Origin of the sequence: Streptomyces sp. NPDC048417 (assembly GCF_040651615.1) — a bacterium.
GTDB lineage: Bacteria > Actinomycetota > Actinomycetes > Streptomycetales > Streptomycetaceae > Streptomyces.
Window position 1 is genome coordinate 336,664 of the sequence record NZ_JBEZKI010000003.1, and the last position, 21,451, is coordinate 358,114.

The 21,451-nt window shown below is 69.1% G+C and carries 19 protein-coding genes and 1 pseudogene; 11 read left to right on the forward strand and 9 right to left on the reverse strand.

What is annotated here, in order from left to right; translation table 11 throughout:
• Positions 1-117: 117 nt before the first annotated feature.
• Positions 118-798, reverse strand: a complete 681-nt coding sequence (locus AB0D59_RS06435; protein ID WP_010358452.1) for a response regulator transcription factor — start codon at positions 796-798, stop codon at positions 118-120.
• On the reverse strand, positions 795-2,057 hold the full coding sequence (locus AB0D59_RS06440) for an ATP-binding protein (protein ID WP_362561481.1): 1,263 nt from the start codon (positions 2,055-2,057) through the stop codon (positions 795-797). Before AB0D59_RS06440 ends, AB0D59_RS06435 begins: the two co-directional genes overlap by 4 nt.
• 221 nt (positions 2,058-2,278) lie before the next feature.
• Between AB0D59_RS06440 and phoU the strand changes: the two genes are divergently transcribed.
• Positions 2,279-2,968, forward strand: a complete 690-nt coding sequence (phoU, locus tag AB0D59_RS06445; RefSeq protein ID WP_362561483.1) for a phosphate signaling complex protein PhoU — start codon at positions 2,279-2,281, stop codon at positions 2,966-2,968.
• 173 nt (positions 2,969-3,141) lie between these two features.
• Positions 3,142-3,297 carry a hypothetical protein gene (locus tag AB0D59_RS06450; RefSeq protein WP_351746889.1) on the forward strand — a complete coding sequence of 52 codons (156 nt, stop codon included), beginning with the start codon at positions 3,142-3,144 and terminating at the stop codon, positions 3,295-3,297.
• Between the two features lie 143 nt (positions 3,298-3,440).
• Here the strand turns inward: AB0D59_RS06450 and AB0D59_RS06455 are convergent, their stop codons facing one another.
• The 3 genes from AB0D59_RS06455 to AB0D59_RS06465 form a co-directional block, all read right to left on the reverse strand.
• Complete coding sequence (locus tag AB0D59_RS06455; protein ID WP_362561486.1) at positions 3,441-4,412, reverse strand: alpha/beta hydrolase; 972 nt, start codon at positions 4,410-4,412, stop codon at positions 3,441-3,443.
• Between the two features lie 307 nt (positions 4,413-4,719).
• Positions 4,720-5,673: a hypothetical protein gene (locus AB0D59_RS06460; RefSeq protein WP_362561489.1), complete on the reverse strand. Its 954-nt coding sequence runs from the start codon at positions 5,671-5,673 to the stop codon at positions 4,720-4,722.
• Positions 5,674-5,872: 199 nt separating this feature from the next.
• Entirely contained in the window at positions 5,873-7,141 is a 1,269-nt protein-coding gene (locus AB0D59_RS06465) for a helix-turn-helix domain-containing protein (RefSeq protein ID WP_362561491.1), read from the reverse strand.
• 419 nt (positions 7,142-7,560) lie between these two features.
• Here AB0D59_RS06465 and AB0D59_RS06470 point away from each other — a divergent pair, with 419 nt between their 5' ends.
• From AB0D59_RS06470 to AB0D59_RS06500, 7 genes and pseudogenes are all read left to right on the forward strand, one after another.
• Positions 7,561-10,002: a SpoIIE family protein phosphatase gene (locus AB0D59_RS06470; protein ID WP_362561740.1), complete on the forward strand. Its 2,442-nt coding sequence runs from the start codon at positions 7,561-7,563 to the stop codon at positions 10,000-10,002.
• 246 nt (positions 10,003-10,248) lie between these two features.
• On the forward strand, positions 10,249-12,219 hold the full coding sequence (locus AB0D59_RS06475) for a SpoIIE family protein phosphatase (RefSeq protein ID WP_362561494.1): 1,971 nt from the start codon (positions 10,249-10,251) through the stop codon (positions 12,217-12,219).
• A gap of 213 nt (positions 12,220-12,432) precedes the next feature.
• Positions 12,433-12,960, forward strand: coding sequence for an SMI1/KNR4 family protein (locus AB0D59_RS06480; RefSeq protein WP_362561497.1), 528 nt, complete (start codon positions 12,433-12,435; stop codon positions 12,958-12,960).
• Positions 12,961-13,098: 138 nt separating this feature from the next.
• Complete coding sequence (locus AB0D59_RS06485) at positions 13,099-13,509, forward strand: VOC family protein (protein ID WP_362561500.1); 411 nt, start codon at positions 13,099-13,101, stop codon at positions 13,507-13,509.
• A 154-nt stretch (positions 13,510-13,663) separates the two neighbouring features.
• Positions 13,664-13,849 (forward strand): annotated as a pseudogene (locus AB0D59_RS06490) (DUF6415 family natural product biosynthesis protein); the annotation flags it as partial.
• A complete protein-coding gene (locus AB0D59_RS06495; RefSeq protein WP_362561503.1) occupies positions 13,846-14,070 on the forward strand; it encodes a hypothetical protein in 225 nt (74 codons plus the stop codon). The pseudogene AB0D59_RS06490 and the gene AB0D59_RS06495, both read left to right, overlap by 4 nt.
• 231 nt (positions 14,071-14,301) lie before the next feature.
• The gene (locus AB0D59_RS06500; RefSeq protein WP_362561505.1) at positions 14,302-14,577 is read left to right on the forward strand and encodes a ribosomal protein L7/L12; all 276 of its coding nucleotides are present in this window, start codon (positions 14,302-14,304) and stop codon (positions 14,575-14,577) included.
• Positions 14,578-14,681: 104 nt separating this feature from the next.
• Here the strand turns inward: AB0D59_RS06500 and AB0D59_RS06505 are convergent, their stop codons facing one another.
• Positions 14,682-15,443 (reverse strand): phosphoglyceromutase, encoded by a 762-nt coding sequence (locus tag AB0D59_RS06505; RefSeq protein ID WP_362561507.1) that lies wholly within the window; start codon positions 15,441-15,443, stop codon positions 14,682-14,684.
• A 165-nt stretch (positions 15,444-15,608) separates the two neighbouring features.
• Between AB0D59_RS06505 and AB0D59_RS06510 the strand changes: the two genes are divergently transcribed.
• On the forward strand, positions 15,609-16,964 hold the full coding sequence (locus tag AB0D59_RS06510) for an MFS transporter (protein WP_362561509.1): 1,356 nt from the start codon (positions 15,609-15,611) through the stop codon (positions 16,962-16,964).
• Positions 16,965-17,072: 108 nt separating this feature from the next.
• On the opposite strand, the gene AB0D59_RS06515 is transcribed toward AB0D59_RS06510, so the two are convergent.
• Together AB0D59_RS06515 and AB0D59_RS06520 are read right to left on the reverse strand one after the other, a co-directional pair.
• Positions 17,073-18,215 carry a hypothetical protein gene (locus tag AB0D59_RS06515; protein WP_362561511.1) on the reverse strand — a complete coding sequence of 381 codons (1,143 nt, stop codon included), beginning with the start codon at positions 18,213-18,215 and terminating at the stop codon, positions 17,073-17,075.
• Between the two features lie 219 nt (positions 18,216-18,434).
• Complete coding sequence (locus tag AB0D59_RS06520) at positions 18,435-18,980, reverse strand: DUF2000 domain-containing protein (protein ID WP_362561514.1); 546 nt, start codon at positions 18,978-18,980, stop codon at positions 18,435-18,437.
• Here AB0D59_RS06520 and AB0D59_RS06525 point away from each other — a divergent pair.
• Complete coding sequence (locus AB0D59_RS06525; protein WP_362561516.1) at positions 18,979-19,788, forward strand: AraC family transcriptional regulator; 810 nt, start codon at positions 18,979-18,981, stop codon at positions 19,786-19,788. The genes AB0D59_RS06520 and AB0D59_RS06525 overlap by 2 nt on opposite strands.
• Here the strand turns inward: AB0D59_RS06525 and AB0D59_RS06530 are convergent.
• Positions 19,767-21,440 carry a glycosyl hydrolase family 28-related protein gene (locus AB0D59_RS06530; protein WP_362561743.1) on the reverse strand — a complete coding sequence of 558 codons (1,674 nt, stop codon included), beginning with the start codon at positions 21,438-21,440 and terminating at the stop codon, positions 19,767-19,769. The two genes, AB0D59_RS06525 and AB0D59_RS06530, sit on opposite strands and share 22 nt — an antisense overlap.
• Between the last annotated feature and the right edge of the window lie 11 nt (positions 21,441-21,451).

Here is a 21,451-nt window from a genome sequence, read left to right on the forward strand (position 1 = left end):
CCTGCTTCACAGCATCGCGCCCGCCCGGATTGCTCCGGGTCTTACCAACGCTCCACAGGCGTTTAGCCTCTCCGTCCACCCGACGGCGAGGGTTGCTCATCGTAGTCGATCGGCGACTTAGGGTTCAAACTTGTAGCCGAGACCGCGGACCGTCACCAGGTAGCGCGGGGCGCCCGGGTCCGGCTCGATCTTGGCGCGCAGGCGCTTGACGTGGACGTCGAGGGTCTTGGTGTCACCGACGTAGTCGGCGCCCCAGACCCGGTCGATGAGCTGCATACGGGTGAGGACACGGCCGGCGTTGCGCAGCAGCATCTCCAGCAGGTCGAACTCCTTGAGCGGGAGGTCGACCTTGGAGCCGGAGACCGTCACCACGTGGCGGTCGACGTCCATGCGGACCGGGCCGGCCTCCAGGGCGGCCGGGGTGACCTCCTCCGGCTCCCCGCGACGACGCAGGACGGCCCGGATACGGGCGACCAGCTCGCGGGAGGAGAAGGGCTTGGTGACATAGTCGTCGGCTCCTATTTCGAGCCCGACAACCTTGTCGATCTCGCTGTCCTTGGCCGTCACCATGATGACGGGGACGTTGGACCGGCCGCGCAGCTGGCGGCAGACCTCGGTACCCGGCAGGCCGGGCAGCATCAGGTCGAGGAGAACGAGGTCGGCGCCGTTGCGCTCGAACTCGTCGAGTCCGTCGGGGCCGGTGGCGGCCACGGCGACCTCGAAGCCCTCCTTGCGGAGCATGTACGACAGGGCGTCGGAGAAGGACTCCTCGTCCTCGACGACGAGCACTCGGGTCACGGAAGGACCTCCGGGGCGGGAAGCGGTTCGTACGGGGATGACTCGCTGGTGGACCGATCGGCCTCGTCATCGAGGTCGGGGTCGGGGTGCTGCGAGGCGCGGTCGCGGGCCGCGCCCGCCTCCGGCAGCCTGACAGTGAACGTGGAGCCCTGGTTCTCGGCGCTCCACACCGTGACCTCCCCGCCGTGCGAGGCGACCACGTGTTTGACGATGGCGAGACCGAGACCGGTACCGCCGGTGGCCCGCGAGCGGGCCGGGTCGACGCGGTAGAACCGCTCGAAGATGCGCTCCTTGTCCCTGTCGGTGATGCCGATGCCCTGGTCGGTCACGGCAAGTTCGATCATGTCGCCGCCGGGTGCGCTGAGCCGGCGGGCGGCTATCCCGACCCGGGTGCGGGCCGGCGAGTAGTTCACGGCGTTCTCGACCAGGTTGCCGAGGGCGGCGGCCAGCTGGCCGCGGTTGCCCCAGACGTGCAGGTCGGCGGTGCCGCCGGCGGCCATGGTGATCTGCTTGGTGCCGGCCTGGTGCCGGCACCGGTCGATCGCCTCGGCGACGAGTTCGTCCACCCGGACGGGCTCGGCGTCCTCCAGCGGATCGTCGTTCTGCACTCTCGACAGATCGATGAGCTCCTGGACCAGGTTGGTCAGGCGCGTGGCCTCGATCTGCATACGACCGGCGAAGCGCTGCACGGCCTCCGGATCGTCCGAGGCGTCCATGACGGCCTCGGAGAGGAGGGAGAGTGCGCCGACCGGGGTCTTGAGCTCGTGGCTGACATTCGCCACGAAGTCGCGTCGTACCGCCTCGATCCTACGGGCCTCGGTGAGGTCCTCGACGAGGAGCAGCACGAGCCGGGAGCCGAGGGGCGCCACCCGGGCGGATACGGCGAGCGCCTCTCCGCGTCCGGTGCCGCGCCGGGGCAGGTCCAGCTCGACCTGGCGTATTTCGCCGTCGCGCCGGGTGTCCCGGGCCATCTGGAGCATCGGTTCGACGGCGAGCTTGCCGCCGCGCACCAGTCCGAGGGCGTACGCCGCCGAGCTCGCCTTGACCACGATGTCGCCCTCGTCGAGGACGACCGCGGAGGAGCGCAGCACGCTCAGTACGGTGTCCACGCCCGGGGGCAGCACGGGGTCGGTGTGCAGAGAAGTCCTGGTCGGTCGCTTCTGGTCGCGTTCGCTCCAGCGGAACGCCAGCATGGCGATGACACCGGTAAGTACCCCGGCGATCGCTGCCGCTGCGGCGACCGCCGCGTTCACGTCCATGCAAACAGGTTAAGCAGGGGGTACGACATCCCCACAGTCCGCGAGGTGTCAGCTCGAACACTCGTCGCCCAGAGTTCACCTTGGAGCCAGTATTGGTTCATTTGCGAGGGCAGAAACGGACGCGCGGGGACCAGAACATGGGAGCGTGGGGTGCGCAGCTGGTTTCGGCCACGGCCCCCAGCCTCCGGCCCCCTGGAACAAACGTACGAGAGGGAACCCTGATGCGGGACGCGTACCACGAGGAACTCGACTCGATCGGCGACAGCCTGGTCGACATGGCCCGGCTGGTCGGATCGGCCATCGGGCGCGCCACGACGGCGATCCTCGACGGCGACCTCAAGCTCGCCGAGAGCGTCATCGAGGCCGACCAGAAGGTGGACGAGCTCCACCACGACCTGGAGGCGCGCGCGATAGCCCTGCTCGCCCGCCAGCAGCCGGTGGCGACCGACCTGCGGATCGTCGTCACCTCGCTGCGGATGTCCGCCGACCTGGAGCGCTCCGGCGACCTGGCGCAGCACGTGGCGAAGCTGGCCCGGCTCCGCTACCCGGGGAACGCCATCCCCCAGGACCTGCACGCGACCGTCCTGGAGATGGGGCAGCTCGCGCAGCGCCTGATGGCCAAGGCCGCCGAGGTCATCATCACCAAGGACGTCGACCTGGCCTTGCAGCTGGAGCAGGACGACGACGAGATGGACCTGCTGCACCGCACGATCTTCCAGCATCTGCTGGACGACCGCTGGAAGCACGGCATCGAGACGGCGGTCGACGTGACGCTGCTCGGCCGCTACTACGAGCGGTACGCCGACCACGCGGTCGCCGTCGCCAAGCGCGTGGTCTTCCTGGTCACCGGTGAGCACGCGGACGACCTGCAGCCGGACATCCAGCCGGTGACGGGCACCGAGGGGGCCTGACTCCGCCGCGTGGGTCTGCGGTCCGTCGGGTGGCTTGGGCTCGCGAGGTGGTGCGACGCGGGCGCTCGGGCGCCACTGTGCGCCGTTGATGCGCCCAGCGGAACAGGTATGGAATGGGCGGGGAATGGGCAAATGCACCACGCCCTACCTCTAGGGACCCCTAGGAGGGATCCATGGCCGAATCCCCCAGCACCACGCCCGACCCGACACAGCAGCGCGAGACCGAGCAGCCCGTCGAGATCAAGAACCTTCTGGTCATCGGCGCATGCGGGTGCGGCTCGGGCTGCGGCTGCGGCTGCCAGTCGGGCAGCCCCTGCCAGTGCGGCTGAGCCACCCGACGTACCCGTAAGGGCCCTCGACTTCGGTCGGGGGCCCTTTGCGGTCACGGTCAGGGTCCCTTTGCGGTCACGGTCAGGAGGCCTTCGCGGTCACGGTCAGGAGGCCTTCGCGGTCACGGTCACCAGGTTTGCGGTCAGGCCGGCAGGCCGGCGAGCCAGTCGACGAGCAGCCGGTTGATGTCGTCGGGCCGTTCCTGCTGGATCCAGTGCCCGCAGCCGTCGAGGAGGTGCGAGGAGACCAGGCCGGGCAGCGTGACCGGGTACGCCTCGATGGCCTCGGCCAGCCAGGTGGTGGAGGCGTCGAGGCTGCCGCCGACGAACAGGGAGGGCTGGGTGATCGGGGCACCGTCGTAGGCGGCGAGGTCCTCCCAGTCGCGGTCCATGTTCCGGTACCGGTTGAGCGCACCCGTGAGCCCGGTGCGCTCGAACTCCCCGACGTAGACGTCGAGGTCCCGCTCACCGAGCCAGCCGGGCAGCCGGCCGACGGGAAACCGGTCCCGCAGGGTGCCCCCCGCACCGACGAAGTGCGGGTCGGGAGCGTCGGGCCCGGGCATGGTGTCGCCGGAGAAGGCGGCGTAGAACCCCGCGAGCCACCCCCGTACATCGGGCTCGATCTCCCCCTCGGCCCGACCCGCCTCCTGAAAGTACGAGACGTAGAACTCCCCGCCCCCACCGCTGCCCATCCGCGCGAAGACGTCACTGGGCCGGGGGCCGCCGCGCGGGGCGTACGGCACGCTCAGCAGCCCCACGGCCCGGAAGACCTCGGGCCTGAGCAGCGCGGAGTTCGCGGCGACGGTGGAGCCCCAGTCATGGCCGACGACCACGGCCGACTCCTCGCCGAGCGCACGCACCACGGCGACGTTGTCCTCGACGAGCTCGCCCATCCGATAGGCGTCCGGCGCGACCGGCTTGCCGGAGCGCCCGTACCCCCGCACATCGATGGCGACGGCCCGGTATCCCGCCGCGGCGAGCACCGGCAACTGATGCCGCCAGGAGTACCAGCCCTCGGGAAAGCCGTGCACGAGCAGCACGAGGGGCCCGGTCCCCTGCTCGACAAGATGAATCCGCCGTCCACCACCGCAGACAACGCGATGCGTACCGTCCATGAGCCCTCCTCGGTCTCGGCCTGATCGCCTCACCAAGGATCATGCGAGCACCGGGCGCACGACCACGACCGCGTTTGCCGATCCGGCAACCCCACAAAGACCTCGTGACCGACGACCAACCTGGACGAGTACGGGATCGGCTGCTTCTCATGAGAACGGCGGTCGGCTGAGAACGGCGGCCCGCGCACCATCTGTGAAGCGCGCGCCGGAGCCGATGCGTGCCGGCTCCGGCGCGGAACGGTGACGGGTACTGCTACTGGTTGTTACTGGCTTACCGGCTTACCGCTTGCTTGTTACTGATTACTCGTTACTTGACGTCGACGAAGTCGCCCGCGGCCGACACGGCCGGGGTGGTGGTCGTACCGGCGAACGAGTAGCGCCAGTAGCCGTCGGTGGTCGCCTTGTAGGTCGTCCTGAGGTTGCCGTGGCTGTCCGTGGTGACGGTCTTGAGGGTCGTGTAGGTGCTGGTTCCCTTCTTGCGGAACTGCAGCTTGACCTTCTGCCCGGTGTAGCCGGCGTACTTGTGGGTGTCCCAGTTCGCCCGCGTGAGAGCGCCGGTGACGGTGAGGGTCTTGCCCTTCCTGACCGGCTCGGGCGCGGCGTTGGTGGTGAGCTTGGACAGACGGCGGACCGTGGGAGAGGCCTGCCCGGTCAGCTCGGCGGTGCCGATCTTGCTCACGTCGGCCGGGTCCGCGGGGTTCTGGCCGTTGAAGGCGACCGCCCAGGCCACTGCATGCCACTTGGCTCCGGCGTCGGCGTTGTGCAGGTCCGAGCGGGGGTAGATGTCGACCTTCCCCTTGCAGGACATGACGGTGACGACCTTCTCGTACGAGGACTCGGAGGAGGTCACGTCGCACGTCGCCGGCTGGTCGCCGTAGAGGTCGTTCGTCGGCTTGGTGGCGGAGCCACGGTAGAGGTCGAGGCCGACGTAGAAGTCCGATGCCGAGACGTCCACGTTGGTCGCGGTGAGAGTGAAGCTGTAGGGCACGTGTACGACGGCGTCCGTGCCCACGGTCACCGCGGACTTGCCGCTGTCGACCTTCACCTTGGAGAAGGTGACGGCCAGGGGGTAGGGCTGGTTGGCGGTCGCGGTGGTGGCCGTGAAGGCGGTGCGCGCGGTGCCGTCGGCGGACGCGTCGGCGAGCTGCCAGGGCCGTACGGAAGCCGGGGCGTCGGCGGCGGTGGCGACCGGAACGGCAACCCAGGTCAGCGCGGCGGCGCCGCAGGCGACGGCGAGGGCCGCGGTGGTGCGAATACGCATGCGTTCTCCGTGTCAGACGCGCCAGGAACGACAGCGGCAAACCGTCGTCCCCGACGCAGGCAATCCAGGGGCCGACCGGACCCGGTCGGCGTGGGTATGTGACTGAGACACGCCAATCCCCGGGAAGGTTGTGCTCGGGGACGGTGAACCGTCGACTGGCATACCTGGGAGTCCGGACGGCATCGCGAACTCGACGCCCTCAGTGGCGACGCCGAGGACTCTCACTGCGCCGGCGTACCGCCGTGCCGCCTCCGGGCGGCTGCATGACCGTGGAGCCGAGGTAGTTGACGGCGAGCAGGGCGACCTCAAGATCAGTATGTCCTGCCTGGACCGAGTGGCCCATGATCTTCTCGGCCTTGCGGATGCGGTAATGCACAGTGTTCTTGTGCAGGATTTCGCGGCTCGCAGTAGCGGTGTAATTGCATCCGGCCGCCAGGAAGTCATGCAGGGTCTCCCGCAACCGTGCGCACTGCTCGTCGTCAACGGCCAGCGGCCCGAGGATTCCGCCCACCCAGGTGCGCAGATCCGGGAGGTTCTTGCACATCAACGCGACCGGAGCGACCTGGGAGTACGCGGTGAACCGGCGGCCGGGACTCGCCGCCGTGGCAAGCTCCTGTGCGCGTAGCGCCTCCCTGTTCGTGCTGCGGAACCCCTCGATCCCGCGCTGCACGCTTCCGGCACACACCTGCACGGAGAATGCGCCGCTTTCGACCACACCGGCCAACCGTTCCCAGGAGACCTCGCTGTGCGAACCGAAGGGCAGCCAAGCCCAGGCCAGTCCTTCGTCTCGCGGTACGAACAGCGGCCTGGCGGGACAGTCGAGTTCTTCTGCGATCTCGTGGGTGAGCCGGTCGAGCCGGGCCAGCCCGGCGCCGTCACGCGTCAGCGCCGGCAGCCAGGCCGCCAACCCGAGGTGATTCTGTCGCAGGCGGTAGCCGAGAGCGGCCTCCGCCGAGTCGAGGTCCACCTCTTTCTCGGCGAGAACGTCTCGCACACGCGCGGTACGCACGGCGGTCTGGGCCAGCAGCCAGCGTTCTTGCTCCAGGTGATACACCTCGATGACATGCTCGGTGACGCTGTCGATGTAACCGAAGCTCACTTCCAGCATGCGCCGGTTGACGTCGGCGGAGACAACATCGTCGGCGCCCCGGCGAGCAAGCTCGTCCAGGCACCATTGCAGGAAACGCCAGTGCCCGATCCTGTAGGCCCGGATCAATGCACTGACAGGGATACCCCGCTGAGCCAATCTCCTGGCATGCTCATTGGGCGAGGCAAGCCCCTCAAGGTTTTCCAGAGGGATGTCATTCTCGAAGATGTGCAGCAAAGTGGCAACATTTTCCTTGACGCTCGCCAGCAGAATTCTTTCGAGGGGGTCGTCCCCCCTGACCTGCGGTATTTCAATGAGCAAGTGTTCCCACACGTCATGGGAGATCTCCGTGAGGCGTGACTCTACGTTTGCCGCACTCACGGACAGTTCCCGTGCGGGTTCCGGGCTCTCCCTGCCCATGCTCTGAAGGCTACAAGGTGAAAGAGCATGACACCCGCTTGGGAATCAGTGGTGAGGGAGACGGGGATCGGCACCGCTGAGCGGTGAGCGGTTTATTTCTATGTCACAAACCACAACCAGAAGATGGTGAGTTGTGCCCAGCGTCTGTACCGCTTTCCACTCCTACCCTCGTTCTTGCTGTCGCGATCGGGAGGGCACGGCCTCGATCACCGCGGACGGCGTGGAGCGGCGGCGCCCTGCATCAGCCGAGAGCCGCCGGATCGGCAGGAGGTAACCGTCAGGAGGACGGCCCAACCGTCGGCTGGTGCGACAACGATCGCCCCGCTGTCTCCGCCCCGATTCTCAGACATCCACGTGACGGGAGAAATCCGGTGACCGAGATGCTTCAAGGCAGCCTCTGTGAGCGACTGGACCCCCGAGAGACGCCCGACGCCGCCATCGCGATGATCGACGCCGAGGGCATGGTGGTGGGGTGGACGAGTACGGCACAGCGGCTTGTCGGTTACCCGGCCACGGAAATGGTCGGCCAGGCCGTCTCCACACTCCTGCCCCTTACCCGTCAAACGCTCCTGGACTGGGCGTCGACCGAGGAGTGCCTTGCCCGGGGTGGCTGGTCCGGCACCGCGACCGTCCGCCACCGCGACGGCCATACCCTCAAGGCGAGCCTGCGGTTCTCGCTGCTGTGGGGGCAGGACCAAGAAATCCATTGGCTCATCTCCGGCACCGACATCGCCTCGCTCTCCCCGGTGGCGACCACCGGATGGGTACGGGACTCACTTCTCACCCGTACACCGATCGGCGTGGTGGTTCACGACCGGGACCTGCACTGTGCCTGGACCAACGACGCGATGGAGCGGCAAGACGGCATTCCTCGCGATCAGCGGCTGGGACGCCGTCTCCCGGAGGCGCTGCCCGGCGTCGAAGCCGAAAGGCTCGAAGGGGTGATGCGGCAGGTCCTGGACAGCGGCATCACCACGGTCCACGAGTTTCGGGCGTGGCCGGCCTCTGATCCGCGACGTGAGCACGCAATCGCGGCCTCGTACTTCTGCCTGCAGGGCGCCGGCGGGCGGGCCATGGGGGTGTGCTGCATGAGTGTGGACGTCACCGTCAGCCGGCGGGCGCGCGAGCGGCTGGCCATCCTCAGCGAGGCCAGCATGTGCATGGGCAACAGTCTGGACGTGATGCAGGTGGGTCAGGAGCTGGCGGACCTTGCTGTGCCCCTGCTGGCCGACTACGTCAACGTCGACCTGGCCGAGTCGATCCAGTTCGGCGAAGCACCTTTCGCCCGCATCGGCTCGTTGGACGACCGCTGCCGCGTCCTCAGGCGCGCGGGCTTGGCCTCGATCCACCGTGGGGTCCCTGAGTCCCCGTGGGCCCGCGGTGAGCTGGTCGCCCTACCACCGAACTCGCCCTTCACCAGGGTTCTGTCCTCCGGCCGCCCTCATCTGGAACCGGTCCTGGACGGCTCTGCCGGCACCTGGTTCGATCGAGACCCCGACCGGGCGCGGACCATGCGTGAGACCGGCATGCACTCCCTGATGGTCGTCCCCATCCGTACGCGGCACGCCTTCCTGGGTATGGCGGTGTTCATCCGCACCGAGGAACTCATGCCGTTCCAGGAGGACGACCTGCTCCTCGCCGAGGAACTCGTCAGCCGGACGGCGCTTTCCCTGGACAACGCTCGCCGGTTCGCACGGGAACGCAGCGCGGCCCTCACCCTGCAACGCAACCTGCTCCCGCAGCGCTTGGTGGAGGGCACGGCCATCGAGACGGCCTCGCGCTATCTGCCGGCCGATGCGGACAACGGCGTGGGCGGCGACTGGTTCGACGTCATCCCGCTGTCCGGCGCCCGGACAGCGCTCGTCGTGGGCGATGTGGTGGGACACGGCATCAACGCCGCGGCGGCCATGGGCCGGCTCCGCACCGCAGTACACACGCTCGCGGACCTCGACCTGCCCCCCGACGAGCTACTGGCCCACCTCGACGACACAGTCCGGCGAATGGCCGAAGAAGACACCGACTCGCAAGACCCGACCCGCGTCACCGGTGCCACCTGCCTGTATGTCGTCTACGACCCCGTCACCCGGAAGTGCACCATGGCACGGGCCGGGCACCCTCCGCCTGCGATCATCGACCCCCACGGCAAGGTCACCTTCCCCGACCTGCCCTCCGGAACACCGCTCGGCGTCGGGTTGGGGGTCTCCTTCGAAGCCGTCGAGCTGGAACTGCCCGAGGGAAGCCGGCTCGCCCTCTACACCGACGGCCTGATCGAGACCCGCGACCACGACATCGACGCCGGGATGAAACACCTGGGCGACGCCCTGGCACGCCCCAGCCGGTCCCTGGAAGACCTCTGCTCCTCGGCGATCGCGACCTTGCCCACTCAGTCATCGTGCGACGACGTGACCTTGCTCGTCGCCCGGACTCATGCGCTGCGCCCAAGCCAGACCACGTGCTGGGAACTGCCTCGCGACCCGTCCGTCGTCCACCACGCCCGCACCCTGGTCACCCGACGACTGAGCGAGTGGGGATTGGAACGTCTGGAGGCATCCACCCAGCTGATCATCAGCGAACTGGTCACCAACGCTGTCCGCCACGCCACCGGCCCGATCCGCCTCCGCCTGATCCGGCACCAGGTCCTGACCTGCGAAGTCTCCGACACCAGCGACACCCTCCCCCGGCTGCGTCACGCGCGCCCCAGCGACGAAGGCGGCCGCGGCCTCTACATCGTCGCGCAGCTCTGTCGGCGCCACGGAGCCAGGTGCCTGACGAGCGGCGGCAAAACCGTGTGGGCCGAACAGGAACTCGACCCCGGCATCTGAGGCGGCAAGCGCGACGAAGAAGGCCGGATCATCGAGGCCCGGCGGCGAGTGGGACGGCGAGGACCAGGAGCAGGATCAGGATCACCCCGTCGCGGCCTCTCCACGGCCGGTCACCACCGTTTCCAGCGGGTTCCCTGTCTTCGTCACTCAATACGGCGGCCAAACCCGTCCTTCACCGGGACATCGCAGCAAAATGCGCGAAAATTACTGGAAGGGCTTTTTTTGGCGTTTGCCAGGGAGTCACAGATGGACGCCTCGGACGAACTCCTTCGAGGGGCTGACCCGGCGGCTCTTCTGACGCTGGACGGTGCCATCCGCAGTCTCAACTCTGCGATGGCCACAGCGCTGGGCAGGCCGGCGGAGCAGTGCCTGGGACGTGACTTCGGTGATCTGTGGCCCGCAGGCCAGCGGATGTCGGCCGACAGTCTCGTGCGCCACGCCGCCAAGGCGAAGGCGGTCGCGATGCGGGTGCTGGACTTCCCCGGGCGAGGCGGAGCACCCATTGCCTCCTTGATCGAGGCGCAGCAAGTGAAGGATCTCGCCAGTGACGGGCAACTGATCTGGGTGCACGCGCTGGACGCGCGAAACGACCTGGCCAGCCTGCTGATCCCGTTCCGGCTGGCCACCTCGGCCGCCCACCTCGGCCTGTGGATGTATTCATCCGACGAGCACCAGCTGGAGTGGCTCGGCGGCGCGCCCGCCCTGGCCGCGCTCTTTCCCGACCCCACAGTGTCGCTTTCCACATTGATCTCGGCAGTGCACCCTGACGACCGGGAGGCCCTGGGTCAGCTCCTGCGCTCGGCCTCCACCCAGCAGTCCCCCTGGGTGAAGTTGAGGTACCTCCCCCCGCACCAGGGCTGGCACCAATTGACCGCTCAGACCCGTCGGATCCAGTTGGGATATCGCGGCCCGGAGCAGATCTTCGGAATACTCCGTGACAACACCAAGCAGGAGGAGCGCAAGGCCAGGGCGCAGGCCGCGCTGGCCACCGAGCGACAGCGCGCCAAAGACATCGCCGACTTCTCCTCCGCCTTGATCACCGCAGCCACGGAGCAGGAGCTGCAGCAGGTCGCCCTGACCCGGCTCGCCGCCACCTTCGGCGCCAGCGGCGCCCTGCTCGCGCTCGTCGACGAAGGCCGCCTGCGCGTCTCCACCGATGCCGGGATAGCCATGTGGGAGGTCGACGTCATGCACGGCCTACCACTGGACCATCCGAGCGCCCTGCCCGAGGCGATCCGCACCGGCAAGCCGCAGCTCATCACCGGCCGAAGGGACTACATCCGCCGCTGGCCACACGGGGCAGAATTTCCGCGGCTCGGCCGACTCGGCTCGGACTACACCACGTCGATCACCCCCCTCAGCGAGGCAGGCAATCAGCCGCTCGGTGCGTGGCTGGTGACCTACGGCAGCGGATACCGGCCGTCCTTGGACGAGTTGACCCTCATGGGCCCTCTGGCCGACCTGGCAGGCCAGGCACTGAGGCGCATCAGGTTGCAACACGCACGAGTCGAGCTGGCCACCGCGCTGCAGAAGACCATGCTTCCCACACTGCCCGAGCACCTCGCGGGCCTGGAGGTCGCCGCCCGCTACCGACCGAGCCGCGACGGGCTGGACATCGGCGGAGACTGGTACGACGCCTTCGTGATGCCCGACGGCACGGTCGCGATGGAGATCGGCGACGCCCAAGGGCACGACGTGGACGCCGCCGCCGCCATGGGACAGGTACGCGCCTCCATGCGCGCGATCGCCGCCCACGAACCGGATCCCGCGACCGTGCTGACGCGCACCAACGAGCTGCTCGTCACCATGGGCGCAGCACGATTCGCCAGCTGCACCATGCTGCACATCGACCCGGGCGACGGACGGGTCACCGGCGCCAGCGCCGGCCATGTGCCGTTGCTGTGCGCGCGCAAGGACGGCAGCCACAGCATCCACGAGCTGCCGGGCGGGCCCCTCCTGGGAGTCGTGCCCGACGTCGAGTACCGCGAGGAGATCTTCACCCTGGACGAGGACAGCGTGCTGGTCATGGTCACCGACGGCGTGGTCGAGGGACCGGGCCTCACGTTGGAAGCCGGACTGGAGCGAGCCGGAACAATGGCCGGCGCGGCCCTCCACGACGGACTGAACGCCGAGGAGACCGCCGACCGCATCCTCGACGCCGCGGCCGCGGTGGACCACCTCGACGACGTGGCCGTACTGGTCGTCCGACGCGCATGACGGCGCCCACGTCCTCACGCCTCGCTGCCAGACCGCCCCTCGCGCTCATTCGCCGAGCGGGGTGTTCTCGGTGACTCGACCAAGCCGGCCACGGAAGCGACGTTCCGTCGCCAGCCATTCCGCAGGCACCTACGCGATTGCAGACGCACGCTTCCCTCGCCCGCACCTTCCATATCCAGGTTCGGTGTCAGTGGTAGTCGCTAGCGTGTCCGCGTGTTTTCTACTGATGACCGGCAGTTCCCTGCGGCCCTCGCCGCCGCTCTGGCGCTCCCGTTCGACTACGACGACGGCAACGGTGTGGACTTCGAACCCTTCCCGACCTTCCTGTCCGGTGAGGAGACCACTGACTGGTTCCGGGCCTGGACGGGCAACGCGGAGCTGGACGGGGACAGCTTCCGCGTGTTCGGCAAGGACGGCTCGGGCGGATACGCGGCCCTCTGGCTCATCCGCCCGGACCGCCCGCTCGTCGACCAGCCTGTGGTCTTCCTCGGTTCCGAGGGCGAGACCGGTGTCGTGGCACGCGATCTGGGTGCCTTCCTGTGGCTCTTGGCCGGGGGGTACGGCCCTTGGGAGGCGGCCACCTCGTACGAGCCCGAGTGGACCCCGCGTCACAACCATGAACTGACCGCCGTCGCCGAACGATTCGCGGCCGACCACAGGCAGTCCGCGGTTGCCGTCATCGAGCAGGCGACCCAGGAGTTCCCGGACTTCGACGACACCGTCATGGAGCTCTGCCGCTGACCGTCCTCGCACCCGGCCGTACGTTGTTCAGCTGCCGAGTCGAGCGCCCAGCAAGCCCCGCCCTGCCAGGAGACCGCAAGCCGGAGGCTTATAGGGCCTGTCTCGAAGTCGGGTGTGAGCTTGTGCCAAGATCTCGGGATGCTGCGACTGACCGATTTCATTATCGACTGCCCGGACACGATGAAGCTGGCGGCTTTCTACTCCGAGGTGACGGGCCGTCCGATCAAGGAAGGCAGCTCCGAGGACTGGGCCGGCATCCAGTTCGGCGAGATCGAGCTGGCATTCATCCGGGTGGACGACTACCGCGCTCCGCAGTGGCCCGACAGCGAGCACCCCAAGCAGTTCCACCTCGACTTCGAAGTGGACGAGATCGAGTCCGAGCAGCGCCGCGTCCTCGACCTCGGCGCGACGCTGAGGCAGGACTTCGTCGGCCCCAACGGCTACGGCTGGCAGGTCTACACCGACCCGATCGGCCACCCCTTCTGCCTGTGCCGCAACAAGGGCGTCATCTGGACCGACCAGGGCCCGATCTGGCCCAAGCGCGACTGATTAGCCACCCACTTCCTCACCCACCACTCTCCCCAGCGCCCCCTCCATCCCGGTGCCGGCTGATCCCCCGCCGAAGGCATGTTCTTGATCGGGCCGCGATATGCGGTGATCGACTCATGGCCACCGGCCCTATCCATGGGCGCGCGCGTCGGCGCAGGCCGCTCGCCTGCACAAGGCCTCTGCCGACCGCGCCGCCGCGCTGGCGTGCATCGGCGAGGCGGAGATCCGCCTGTGCCTTGGCCCCGGCGACACCGACGCGATCCGCGGTTCCGTCGCCGCCCGGCTCGCCCACTCGGTGAAAACCCTCTGCGGGCACTACGAGCGGCTGGCCCCGCGGTGACGGCGTCACCCATCGAGGAGCGGAAGGACCTGGCGACACGGAAGGCGGAAGCCCTCCGCTCCGGAGCACGCGCCGCCGGCTACTGCGCCCTGGTCCACCCCGGCGGTGGAGCGTCCTGCACCAGGCCGCCCCACAGTGACCAAAGGCATGTGGACTACTACAACGGCCGGAAGAAGGTCGGCGACGCCAGCGGCACCGAATGGGCTGAGTGGACCGAGTAGACGTCCGGTCCGGGCGCGGCCGACGTGCCGGGGTCGGTGGGCGGCTGCTCCGACGCCCCGTCTCGGGCGTCCGCTCGGTCCGCTGTCGGGTCCTCCCCTCCCTGTGCCCGGCGGCGACCACTGACTGCACCAGGGCGAAAAGAAGAACTCCGATGGTCCGTCATCGCCTTCGCCGAGCACCTCGGCAATTGAGGACTCGTACTCCCCTAACCAGAGAGGGGCGGGAGGGCGATGGCAGACAGGTACTTCTTGCTGGTGTGCGACGACTCGCCCCATGACGTGGTGCTCACCGGCCCTGGTGTCCGTGTGCTGGACGTCGCCCAGGTCGTGCGTCGACTGACCGGGCTGAGCCTCTGGCGCAGCGAGGTTCTGGCGACGCAGGTACCCGCCGTGGTTCTCGAGGGCGTGCCCCGGGAAGAGGCCGCTGCGGCCGCCGTAGCCCTCTGCGAGGCGGGAGCCCGGGCAGAGGCGAGAGAACAGCCGGAGCCGGACTTCCTGAAGCACTGAGCTCGGCCCCGAGCAACCCGCTGACGGCCCGGACATGGCTCCAGCAAAGCGACAAGACCCCTGCCAGCGGAGAAACCGCAGGTAGGGGTCTTGATCAGGCAGGGTTACTTCTTCTTGCCCTGGTTCTTCACTGCCTCGATCGCCGCTGCCGCCGCATCGGGGTCGAGGTAGCGGCCGCCGGGGGTGAGGGGCTTGAAGTCGGCGTCCAGGTCGTAGTAGAGGGGGATGCCCGTCGGGATGTTCAGGGACGCGATGTCGGCGTCCGAGATGCCGTCGAGGTGCTTGACCAGTGCGCGCAGGCTGTTGCCGTGGGCGGCGACCAGGACCGTGCGGCCGGTCAGGAGGTCGGGGACGATGCCGTCGTACCAGTACGGGAGCATGCGGTGGACGACGTCCTTGAGGCACTCCGTGCGGGGGCGCAGCTCCGGGGGGATCGTCGCGTAGCGGGGGTCGGAGGCCTGGGAGAACTCCGAGTCGTCGGGCAGCGGCGGGGGCGGGGTGTCGTACGAGCGGCGCCAGAGCATGAACTGCTCCTCGCCGAACTCGGCCAGCGTCGCCGCCTTGTCCTTGCCCTGGAGCGCGCCGTAGTGGCGCTCGTTCAGGCGCCAGCTGCGGTGGACCGGGATCCAGTGGCGGTCGGCCGCTTCGAGGGCGAGCTGTGCGGTGCGGATGGCACGCTTCTGGAGCGACGTGTGGACCACGTCGGGGAGGAGGTCGGCGTCCTTCAGGAGTTCGCCACCGCGGACCGCCTCCTTCTCGCCCTTCTCGTTGAGGTTGACGTCCACCCAGCCGGTGAACAGGTTCTTCGCGTTCCACTCGCTCTCGCCGTGGCGGAGGAGGATCAGCTTGTACGGTGCGTCGGCCATGGGTCAGAGCGTAATCCACGTGTTCGGGGCGGAGTGCCCGCGCCCGGAGGGCGTCCCAGACGTCGGACAGTTGACTGCTTTTGTTAATTGAGTGGCTCAGGTGAGCGAGGGAAAAGTAATGTCCACTCATTCCTTGCGTCACTTACACCTTGTCCTGGGGGAGCCATGCCGTCCGTCGCCCTGCGGCGCACTGTCCGGGAGACCGTCGCCGGTCTGCCCCGTGAGTTCTGGTGGCTGTGGACCAGCACCCTCGTCAACCGGCTGGGCGCCTTCGTCGCCACGTTCATGGCCCTCTATCTGACGCTGGACCGGGGGTACAGCGCCTCCTACGCCGGGCTCGTCGCCTCCCTGCACGGACTGGGCGGGGTGGTCTCCGCCCTCGCCGGCGGGGTGATGGCCGACCGGCTGGGGCGGCGGCCGACCCTGCTCCTCGCCCAGGGCTCCACCGCGGGGGCCGTCGCGCTGCTCGGGTTCGTGCAGGATCCCGTCGCCATCGCCGGCGTCGCCTTCCTCGTCGGCATGGCCTCCAACGCCTCCCGGCCGGCCGTGCAGGCGATGATGGCCGACATCGTGCGGCCAGAGGACCGGGTGCGGGCGTTCTCGCTGAACTACTGGGCGATCAACCTCGGGTTCGCCGTGTCGTCCATGGGGGCCGGGTTCATCGCCCAGGTCAGCTACCGCGCCGGGTTCCTGATCGAGGCCGGGATGACCGCCGTCTGCGCCGTCCTCGTCTTCGCCAAGCTGCCCGAGTCGCGACCTGAGCGCACCGCCAAGGAGGGCAACGCCAAGGACGACGCGGTCAGTCTCGGGACCGTGGTGCGTGACGGGCGGTACATGGCCGTCGTCGGTCTGTCCTTCCTCGTCGCCCTGATCTTCCAGCAGGGGTCCGTCGGACTGCCGGTGGCGATGGGCGAGGCCGGGTTCTCGCCCGCCGACTACGGCATGGCCATCGCGGTGAACGGCGTGCTGATCGTCGTACTCCAGATTCCCGTCACGCGGGTCATCGAACACCGTGACCCGCGGTCGCTGCTCATCGTCTCCTCCCTCCTCGCGGGGTACGGGTTCGGGCTCACCGCCTTCGCCGGGTCCGTCGGCGTCTTCGCGCTCACCGTGTGCGTGTGGACGCTCGCCGAGATCGTCAACGCGCCGACCCAGACGGGGCTGGTGGTGCGGCTCTCGCCGGTGCACGGGCGGGGGCGCTATCAGGGCATGTACTCGCTGTCCTGGTCCGCCGCCGCGCTCATCGCGCCGCTGATGTCCGGTGTCGTCATCGACCGGTTCGGGGCGCGGTGGCTGTGGGGGGTGTGCGCGGTCGTGGGGACGGCGGCGGCGTTCGGGTACGGCCTTCTCATGCGGCGGCTGCCGGAAGAGCGCGGGCCGGAAGAGCGCGCCCCGGTCGCGAAGGACGCGGTCGAGGTCGAGGCAGAGGTCCCAGAGGTCCCAGAAGCCAAGGACGCGGTCGAGGTCGAGGTCGAGGTCCCAGAGGCCAAGGACGCAGTCGAGGTCGAGGCGCGCGCCTGACCGGCGCGCGCCCTGTCCTCGCCCTGACCGACGAGACCCGACCCCTCAAGACCCGACCCACAGAGCCCGACCCACAAGGCCCGACCCACAAGGCCTGACCCGGCCGCCTCAGTTCGTGCAGCCCGTCACCACGGTGGGGCTTCCCGCGCAGTTCGTCGGGATGTTGCGGGTGATGCTCGAGGCGATGACCGTGAACGGGTTGGTCGTGAAGACGCCTCCGGGGGCCATCGTGGAGGCGTTGTTGCGGACGTTGGTGTGGTCGAGGGTGACCGATCCGGCGTCGTTGTAGATGCCGCCGGCCTGGGAGTTGCCGGGGCCGTTCGCGCTGTTGCGGAGGATCTCGCTGCCCTTCAGGACGAGCACGCCGCTGCCGGTGGCGTTGTAGACACCACCGCCGACGCCCGCCGTGCCTCCGACGACGTTGCCGCTGACCTCGGTCTTCTCCACCCTCAGCTTCGACAGGTTCTGGATTCCGCCGCCCTCGTCACCGGTGGTCGTGTTGTTCGTGATCTTGCTTTCACTGACCTCCAGCGATGCGGTGCCGCTGTTGGTGAGGCCGCCGCCGCTGGTGGCCGACGTGTTGCGCCTGACGACGCTCGCGTGCACGAAGGCGTTGCCGGCGTCCAGGAAGAGAGCTCCGCCGACGGTCCGGGCGTGATTGCGGCTGAACTCGGAGTCATCCACGCTCAGCGTGCCCCTGTTGTACAGCCCGGCACCGCTGATGGCGTTGTTGAACGCGAGCCAGCCACGCCGTACGACCGCCGTGGCGCCCGTCGACACCGCCACACCACCACCGCTGTTGTTCAAGGAAGTGTTGTCGATCACGTCAACGCCGACCAGCGTGAGTCTGCCGCCGGAGTCGACCAGAATGCCCCCGCCGTTGCCGCTGGTGCGCCCGCCGCGGACGGTGAGGTCCTCCAGACGGAGGTTGCCGCCGGAGGTGACACGGAAGATCCGGAACGAGGCGGTCCCGAGTCCGTCGCGGACGATCGTCGCACCGTTGCCCCGGATCGTGAGGCTCTGGGTGATGGGTGGCAGACCCTCACCGCTGCTGTCAAAGACAGAGGTCAGATGGTAGGTGCAGTCTCGGGAGAGGGAGAGCGTCGCGCCCGGTGACGCCGCGACGATGGCAGTGGTCAGTGCCGTCGTGCTACAGGGAACCTGCGTCCCGTCATCCTGGCCCACGGCGGTCGCCGCTCCGGCCGTCACGCCCGTCACGCTCGTGACGACCGCCGCCGCCACCGCTGCCATGCTGCTGAATCTGATGAGTCGCATGACAGTCAGATGCGTCGTTCGCCAGGAGATAGGGCGAGTGTGATGATCAGATCACCCGGTCACGCCATGTGATTCCTCCGACCGGCCCAGTCCGCCGGTCCACCGGTCCCCCGGTCCGGCCACCGGCCCAGTCCGCCGGTTCACGGATACATCCGGCCTCACGAATACATCCGGCCTCCATGGATACATCCACCCTCACGGATGCATCCGCGCCCCCTTCAGTACCTTGTCCACCCCGTTCCGCGGCCCGTACACCGCGAGACCCACCAGGTCCAGCTCCGCCGTCGGCACGGCCCGGACGGCCGCGCGGTTGTCGCGGTCGTTGCCGGTGGTGAACAGGTCCGCGGTGAACACGGCCCGGGGCAGCGCCCGGCTCAGCGCCCGCTCGTGTGCCGCCTTCATCGTCTCCTTCGTGCCCTCGAAGACCAGCACCGGCTGCCGGAACATCGGCAGGTACGCCACCCCGTCGGCGTCCTCGTACGGCTCTCCGACCACCTCGGGGACCGTCGCGCCCAGGCCGCTGACCAGGAACGCGGTGACATTGAGGCGCTGCCAGGGCTCCAGGTCGTCCCGCAGCAGCACGGCGATCTTCGTGTCGAAGCGGACCTCGGAGCGGACCTCGGAGCGGACGTCGGAGCGGACGTCGGAGCGGGCGTCGGACGGGGTGGGCGCGATGGGTTCAGTGCTCATGCAATGAGACTGCCGATCGTCGTACGGCCTCGTCTTGTACGTTCTTTGCATGGACGCCCGGCAGCACCTCGCGGAGGAAGTCACCGCCTGGCGGCCCCGTGTCCCGGGCGTCACCGAGGTCTTCCACGCGCACTTCACCGAGTACGCGTATCCGATGCACGTCCATGACGCCTGGACGCTGCTCATCGTGGACGACGGCGCCGTACGGTACGACCTCGAACGGCATGAGCACGGCACCCCGGGCGACACCGTCTCCCTGCTGCCGCCGCATGTCCCGCACAACGGCTCCCCGGCCACGGCGGACGGCTTCCGCAAGCGCGTGGTCTACCTGGACGGCACCCTCCTCGGGGACGAGCTCATCGGCGCGGCCGTCGACGGACCCGACCTGCGCGACCCGCTGCTGCGGCGCCGCGTCGGCCGGCTGCACGCCTCGCTCGCCCGCCCCGGCGACGAACTGGAGGCCGAGAGCCGGCTCACCCTCATCGGCGAGCGGCTGCGCGACCTGCTCCGCCCCCGGCTCACGGCAGCACCGAGGCCCTCCGATCCGGCCCTCGCCGGCGCCCTCCGCGAGCTCCTCGACGAGCGGGTCGGCGAGGGGCTCGCCCTGGACGAGGCCGCACGGCTGCTGCACGCCCACCCGGCCCACCTGGTACGGGCGTTCAGCGGCGCGTACGGCATCGCCCCGCACCAGTACCTGATGTCCCGCCGGGTCGGCCGCGCCCGACGACTGCTGCTCGACGGCGTCCCGCCCGGCGAGACGGCCACCGCCACCGGCTTCTACGATCAGGCCCATCTCACCCGGCACTTCAGGAAGCTGGTGGGGGTGCCCCCGGGGCGCTACCGGTCCAGCGCGCGCTGAGCCTCGTACAGGTTCCTCGGCCGCACCTCGTCCCAGGTCCCGTACAGCTCGAGGCGGGAGTGCAGGTCACCGGTGAAGTCCGGTACGTCGATCTGGTCGGACTCCGTCACCTCGTTCAGGCCGACCGTCGCGGACCAGGGGGCGAGGCCGTCCAGCCGCATCAGGCCCGCGCGGCCGTTGGTCACGCGCACGTTCCAGTGGGTGAAGCGGGCTCCGAACAGCGGCCCCGCGTTGGCGTCGCCGCCGTGCCGGCCGTTGTTGTTCACCGTGATGTCGGTGCGGACGTTGGCGAAGGGCAGGCCGCGGTGGGAGTCGAAGGTGCCCATCTGCATCTCGCCGCGCGACCACACGTTGTGCGACGACAGCCCCTCGACGTTGATGCCGTGGAGCTGGGTGTCGGAGGGGGCCGGGACCGTGCGCTGCTCGACCGTGAAGTCCTCGATCAGGTTGTCGTGCGAGCCCTCGCGGCAGAAGTAGGGGTGGTGCTCGCCCCGGCCGCCGACCCGGGTGCGGCGCAGGGTGCAGGCGGAGGCGGCGACCAGGCCGAAGCCGTTGTCGACGTTGCGGACCGTGACGTCGTCCACCCAGCAGTCGTACGCGCACTGCAGGACGACCCCGTTGTAGCCCTTGTCGAGGAGGTGCGGGGACTGCGGGGTCTCGACCACGTCCAGGGTGAGCCCCTCGACCCCGGATCCGGTCAGCTCGCTGACGTGGGTGGTGAGTTGGGGGTTCCATTCGGGGCGCAGGTCGACCGGGAGCGGGCGCTCCAGCGTCACCCGGTGTCCCCGTACGGCGGTGACGCGGACGGGCCATTCGTAGGGGACGTAGGAGAGCAGCTTGGTCTTGTCCTCCCAGTAGTACGCGGCCGGGCCCGGGCCGTCGCCCGACATGTGCTGGAGGAGGGTGTGGGCGGAGTCGTCGGAGACGCGGAGCAGGACCAGGCGGCCGGGGCGCAGCCGGGACGGGTCGGTGACGGTGACCGTCCACTCGCCCCGGCGGGCGGGGGCGAGCGGGGTCAACTGCTCCCACTCGTCCCGCTTGTTGCCGGTCCAGCCCTCGAACGGCCAGTCCTGCGCCTCGATCGCGGCGGTCAGGGAGTCCCAACGGGCCTTGGGGGCCAGCCAGATCAGACCGCCCGCCCAGGACCACGCCGACTTCGTGCCGCCGTAGCGGGAGCCGTACGGGCCGATCAGCTCGGTCAGGTTCTTCGTCGCGTGCAGCGTCGTACGGCCGCTGCCGGCGCCGCGCAGCACCACGTGGTCGTAGGCGAGGTGGACCAGGCCGTCGATGCGGAAGGTGCCGGGCGGGATGGTGACCGTGCCACCGCCGGCCCTGGCGGCAGCGGCGATGGCACGGTTGATCGCGGGGGCGCAGTCGGTGACGCCGTCGGCCACCGCGCCGTACGCGCGGACGTCGGCCACCACGGGAAGGCGGCGGATCCGCGCCGCTCCGGCCCGGCCGACGTACGGGATCTGCGGGTGAGTGAAGGGGGTGCGGGTGAACTCCCGCCAGAGAGACGGGACTTCGCCACCCGATGCGGAGACGACGGCTTCCGCCGCCCGGGCGGGGGTGCCCGCGACGGCGGTCGCGGCGACCGCCGTGGCGCCGGCGAGGAGGCTCCGTCTTGTCATGCCGTGGTGCGCGCTGTTCATTCCGGCGGTGC

What these genes read in the sequence shown, in the direction of transcription:
- AB0D59_RS06505 (WP_362561507.1), bottom strand. Translation starts at nt 15,443, where the DNA reads ATGGCCGACGCACCGTACAAGCTGATCCTCCTCCGCCACGGCGAGAGC.
- AB0D59_RS06485 (WP_362561500.1), top strand. Translation starts at nt 13,099, where the DNA reads ATGCTGCGACTGACCGATTTCATTATCGACTGCCCGGACACGATGAAG.
- AB0D59_RS06530 (WP_362561743.1), bottom strand. Translation starts at nt 21,440, where the DNA reads ATGAACAGCGCGCACCACGGCATGACAAGACGGAGCCTCCTCGCCGGC.
- AB0D59_RS06525 (WP_362561516.1), top strand. Translation starts at nt 18,979, where the DNA reads ATGGACGCCCGGCAGCACCTCGCGGAGGAAGTCACCGCCTGGCGGCCC.
- AB0D59_RS06450 (WP_351746889.1), top strand. Translation starts at nt 3,142, where the DNA reads ATGGCCGAATCCCCCAGCACCACGCCCGACCCGACACAGCAGCGCGAG.
- AB0D59_RS06440 (WP_362561481.1), bottom strand. Translation starts at nt 2,057, where the DNA reads ATGGACGTGAACGCGGCGGTCGCCGCAGCGGCAGCGATCGCCGGGGTA.
- AB0D59_RS06510 (WP_362561509.1), top strand. Translation starts at nt 15,609, where the DNA reads ATGCCGTCCGTCGCCCTGCGGCGCACTGTCCGGGAGACCGTCGCCGGT.
- AB0D59_RS06455 (WP_362561486.1), bottom strand. Translation starts at nt 4,412, where the DNA reads ATGGACGGTACGCATCGCGTTGTCTGCGGTGGTGGACGGCGGATTCAT.
- AB0D59_RS06470 (WP_362561740.1), top strand. Translation starts at nt 7,561, where the DNA reads ATGCTTCAAGGCAGCCTCTGTGAGCGACTGGACCCCCGAGAGACGCCC.
- AB0D59_RS06460 (WP_362561489.1), bottom strand. Translation starts at nt 5,673, where the DNA reads ATGCGTATTCGCACCACCGCGGCCCTCGCCGTCGCCTGCGGCGCCGCC.
- AB0D59_RS06520 (WP_362561514.1), bottom strand. Translation starts at nt 18,980, where the DNA reads ATGCAAAGAACGTACAAGACGAGGCCGTACGACGATCGGCAGTCTCAT.
- phoU (WP_362561483.1), top strand. Translation starts at nt 2,279, where the DNA reads ATGCGGGACGCGTACCACGAGGAACTCGACTCGATCGGCGACAGCCTG.
- AB0D59_RS06500 (WP_362561505.1), top strand. Translation starts at nt 14,302, where the DNA reads ATGGCAGACAGGTACTTCTTGCTGGTGTGCGACGACTCGCCCCATGAC.
- AB0D59_RS06515 (WP_362561511.1), bottom strand. Translation starts at nt 18,215, where the DNA reads ATGGCAGCGGTGGCGGCGGCGGTCGTCACGAGCGTGACGGGCGTGACG.
- AB0D59_RS06475 (WP_362561494.1), top strand. Translation starts at nt 10,249, where the DNA reads ATGGACGCCTCGGACGAACTCCTTCGAGGGGCTGACCCGGCGGCTCTT.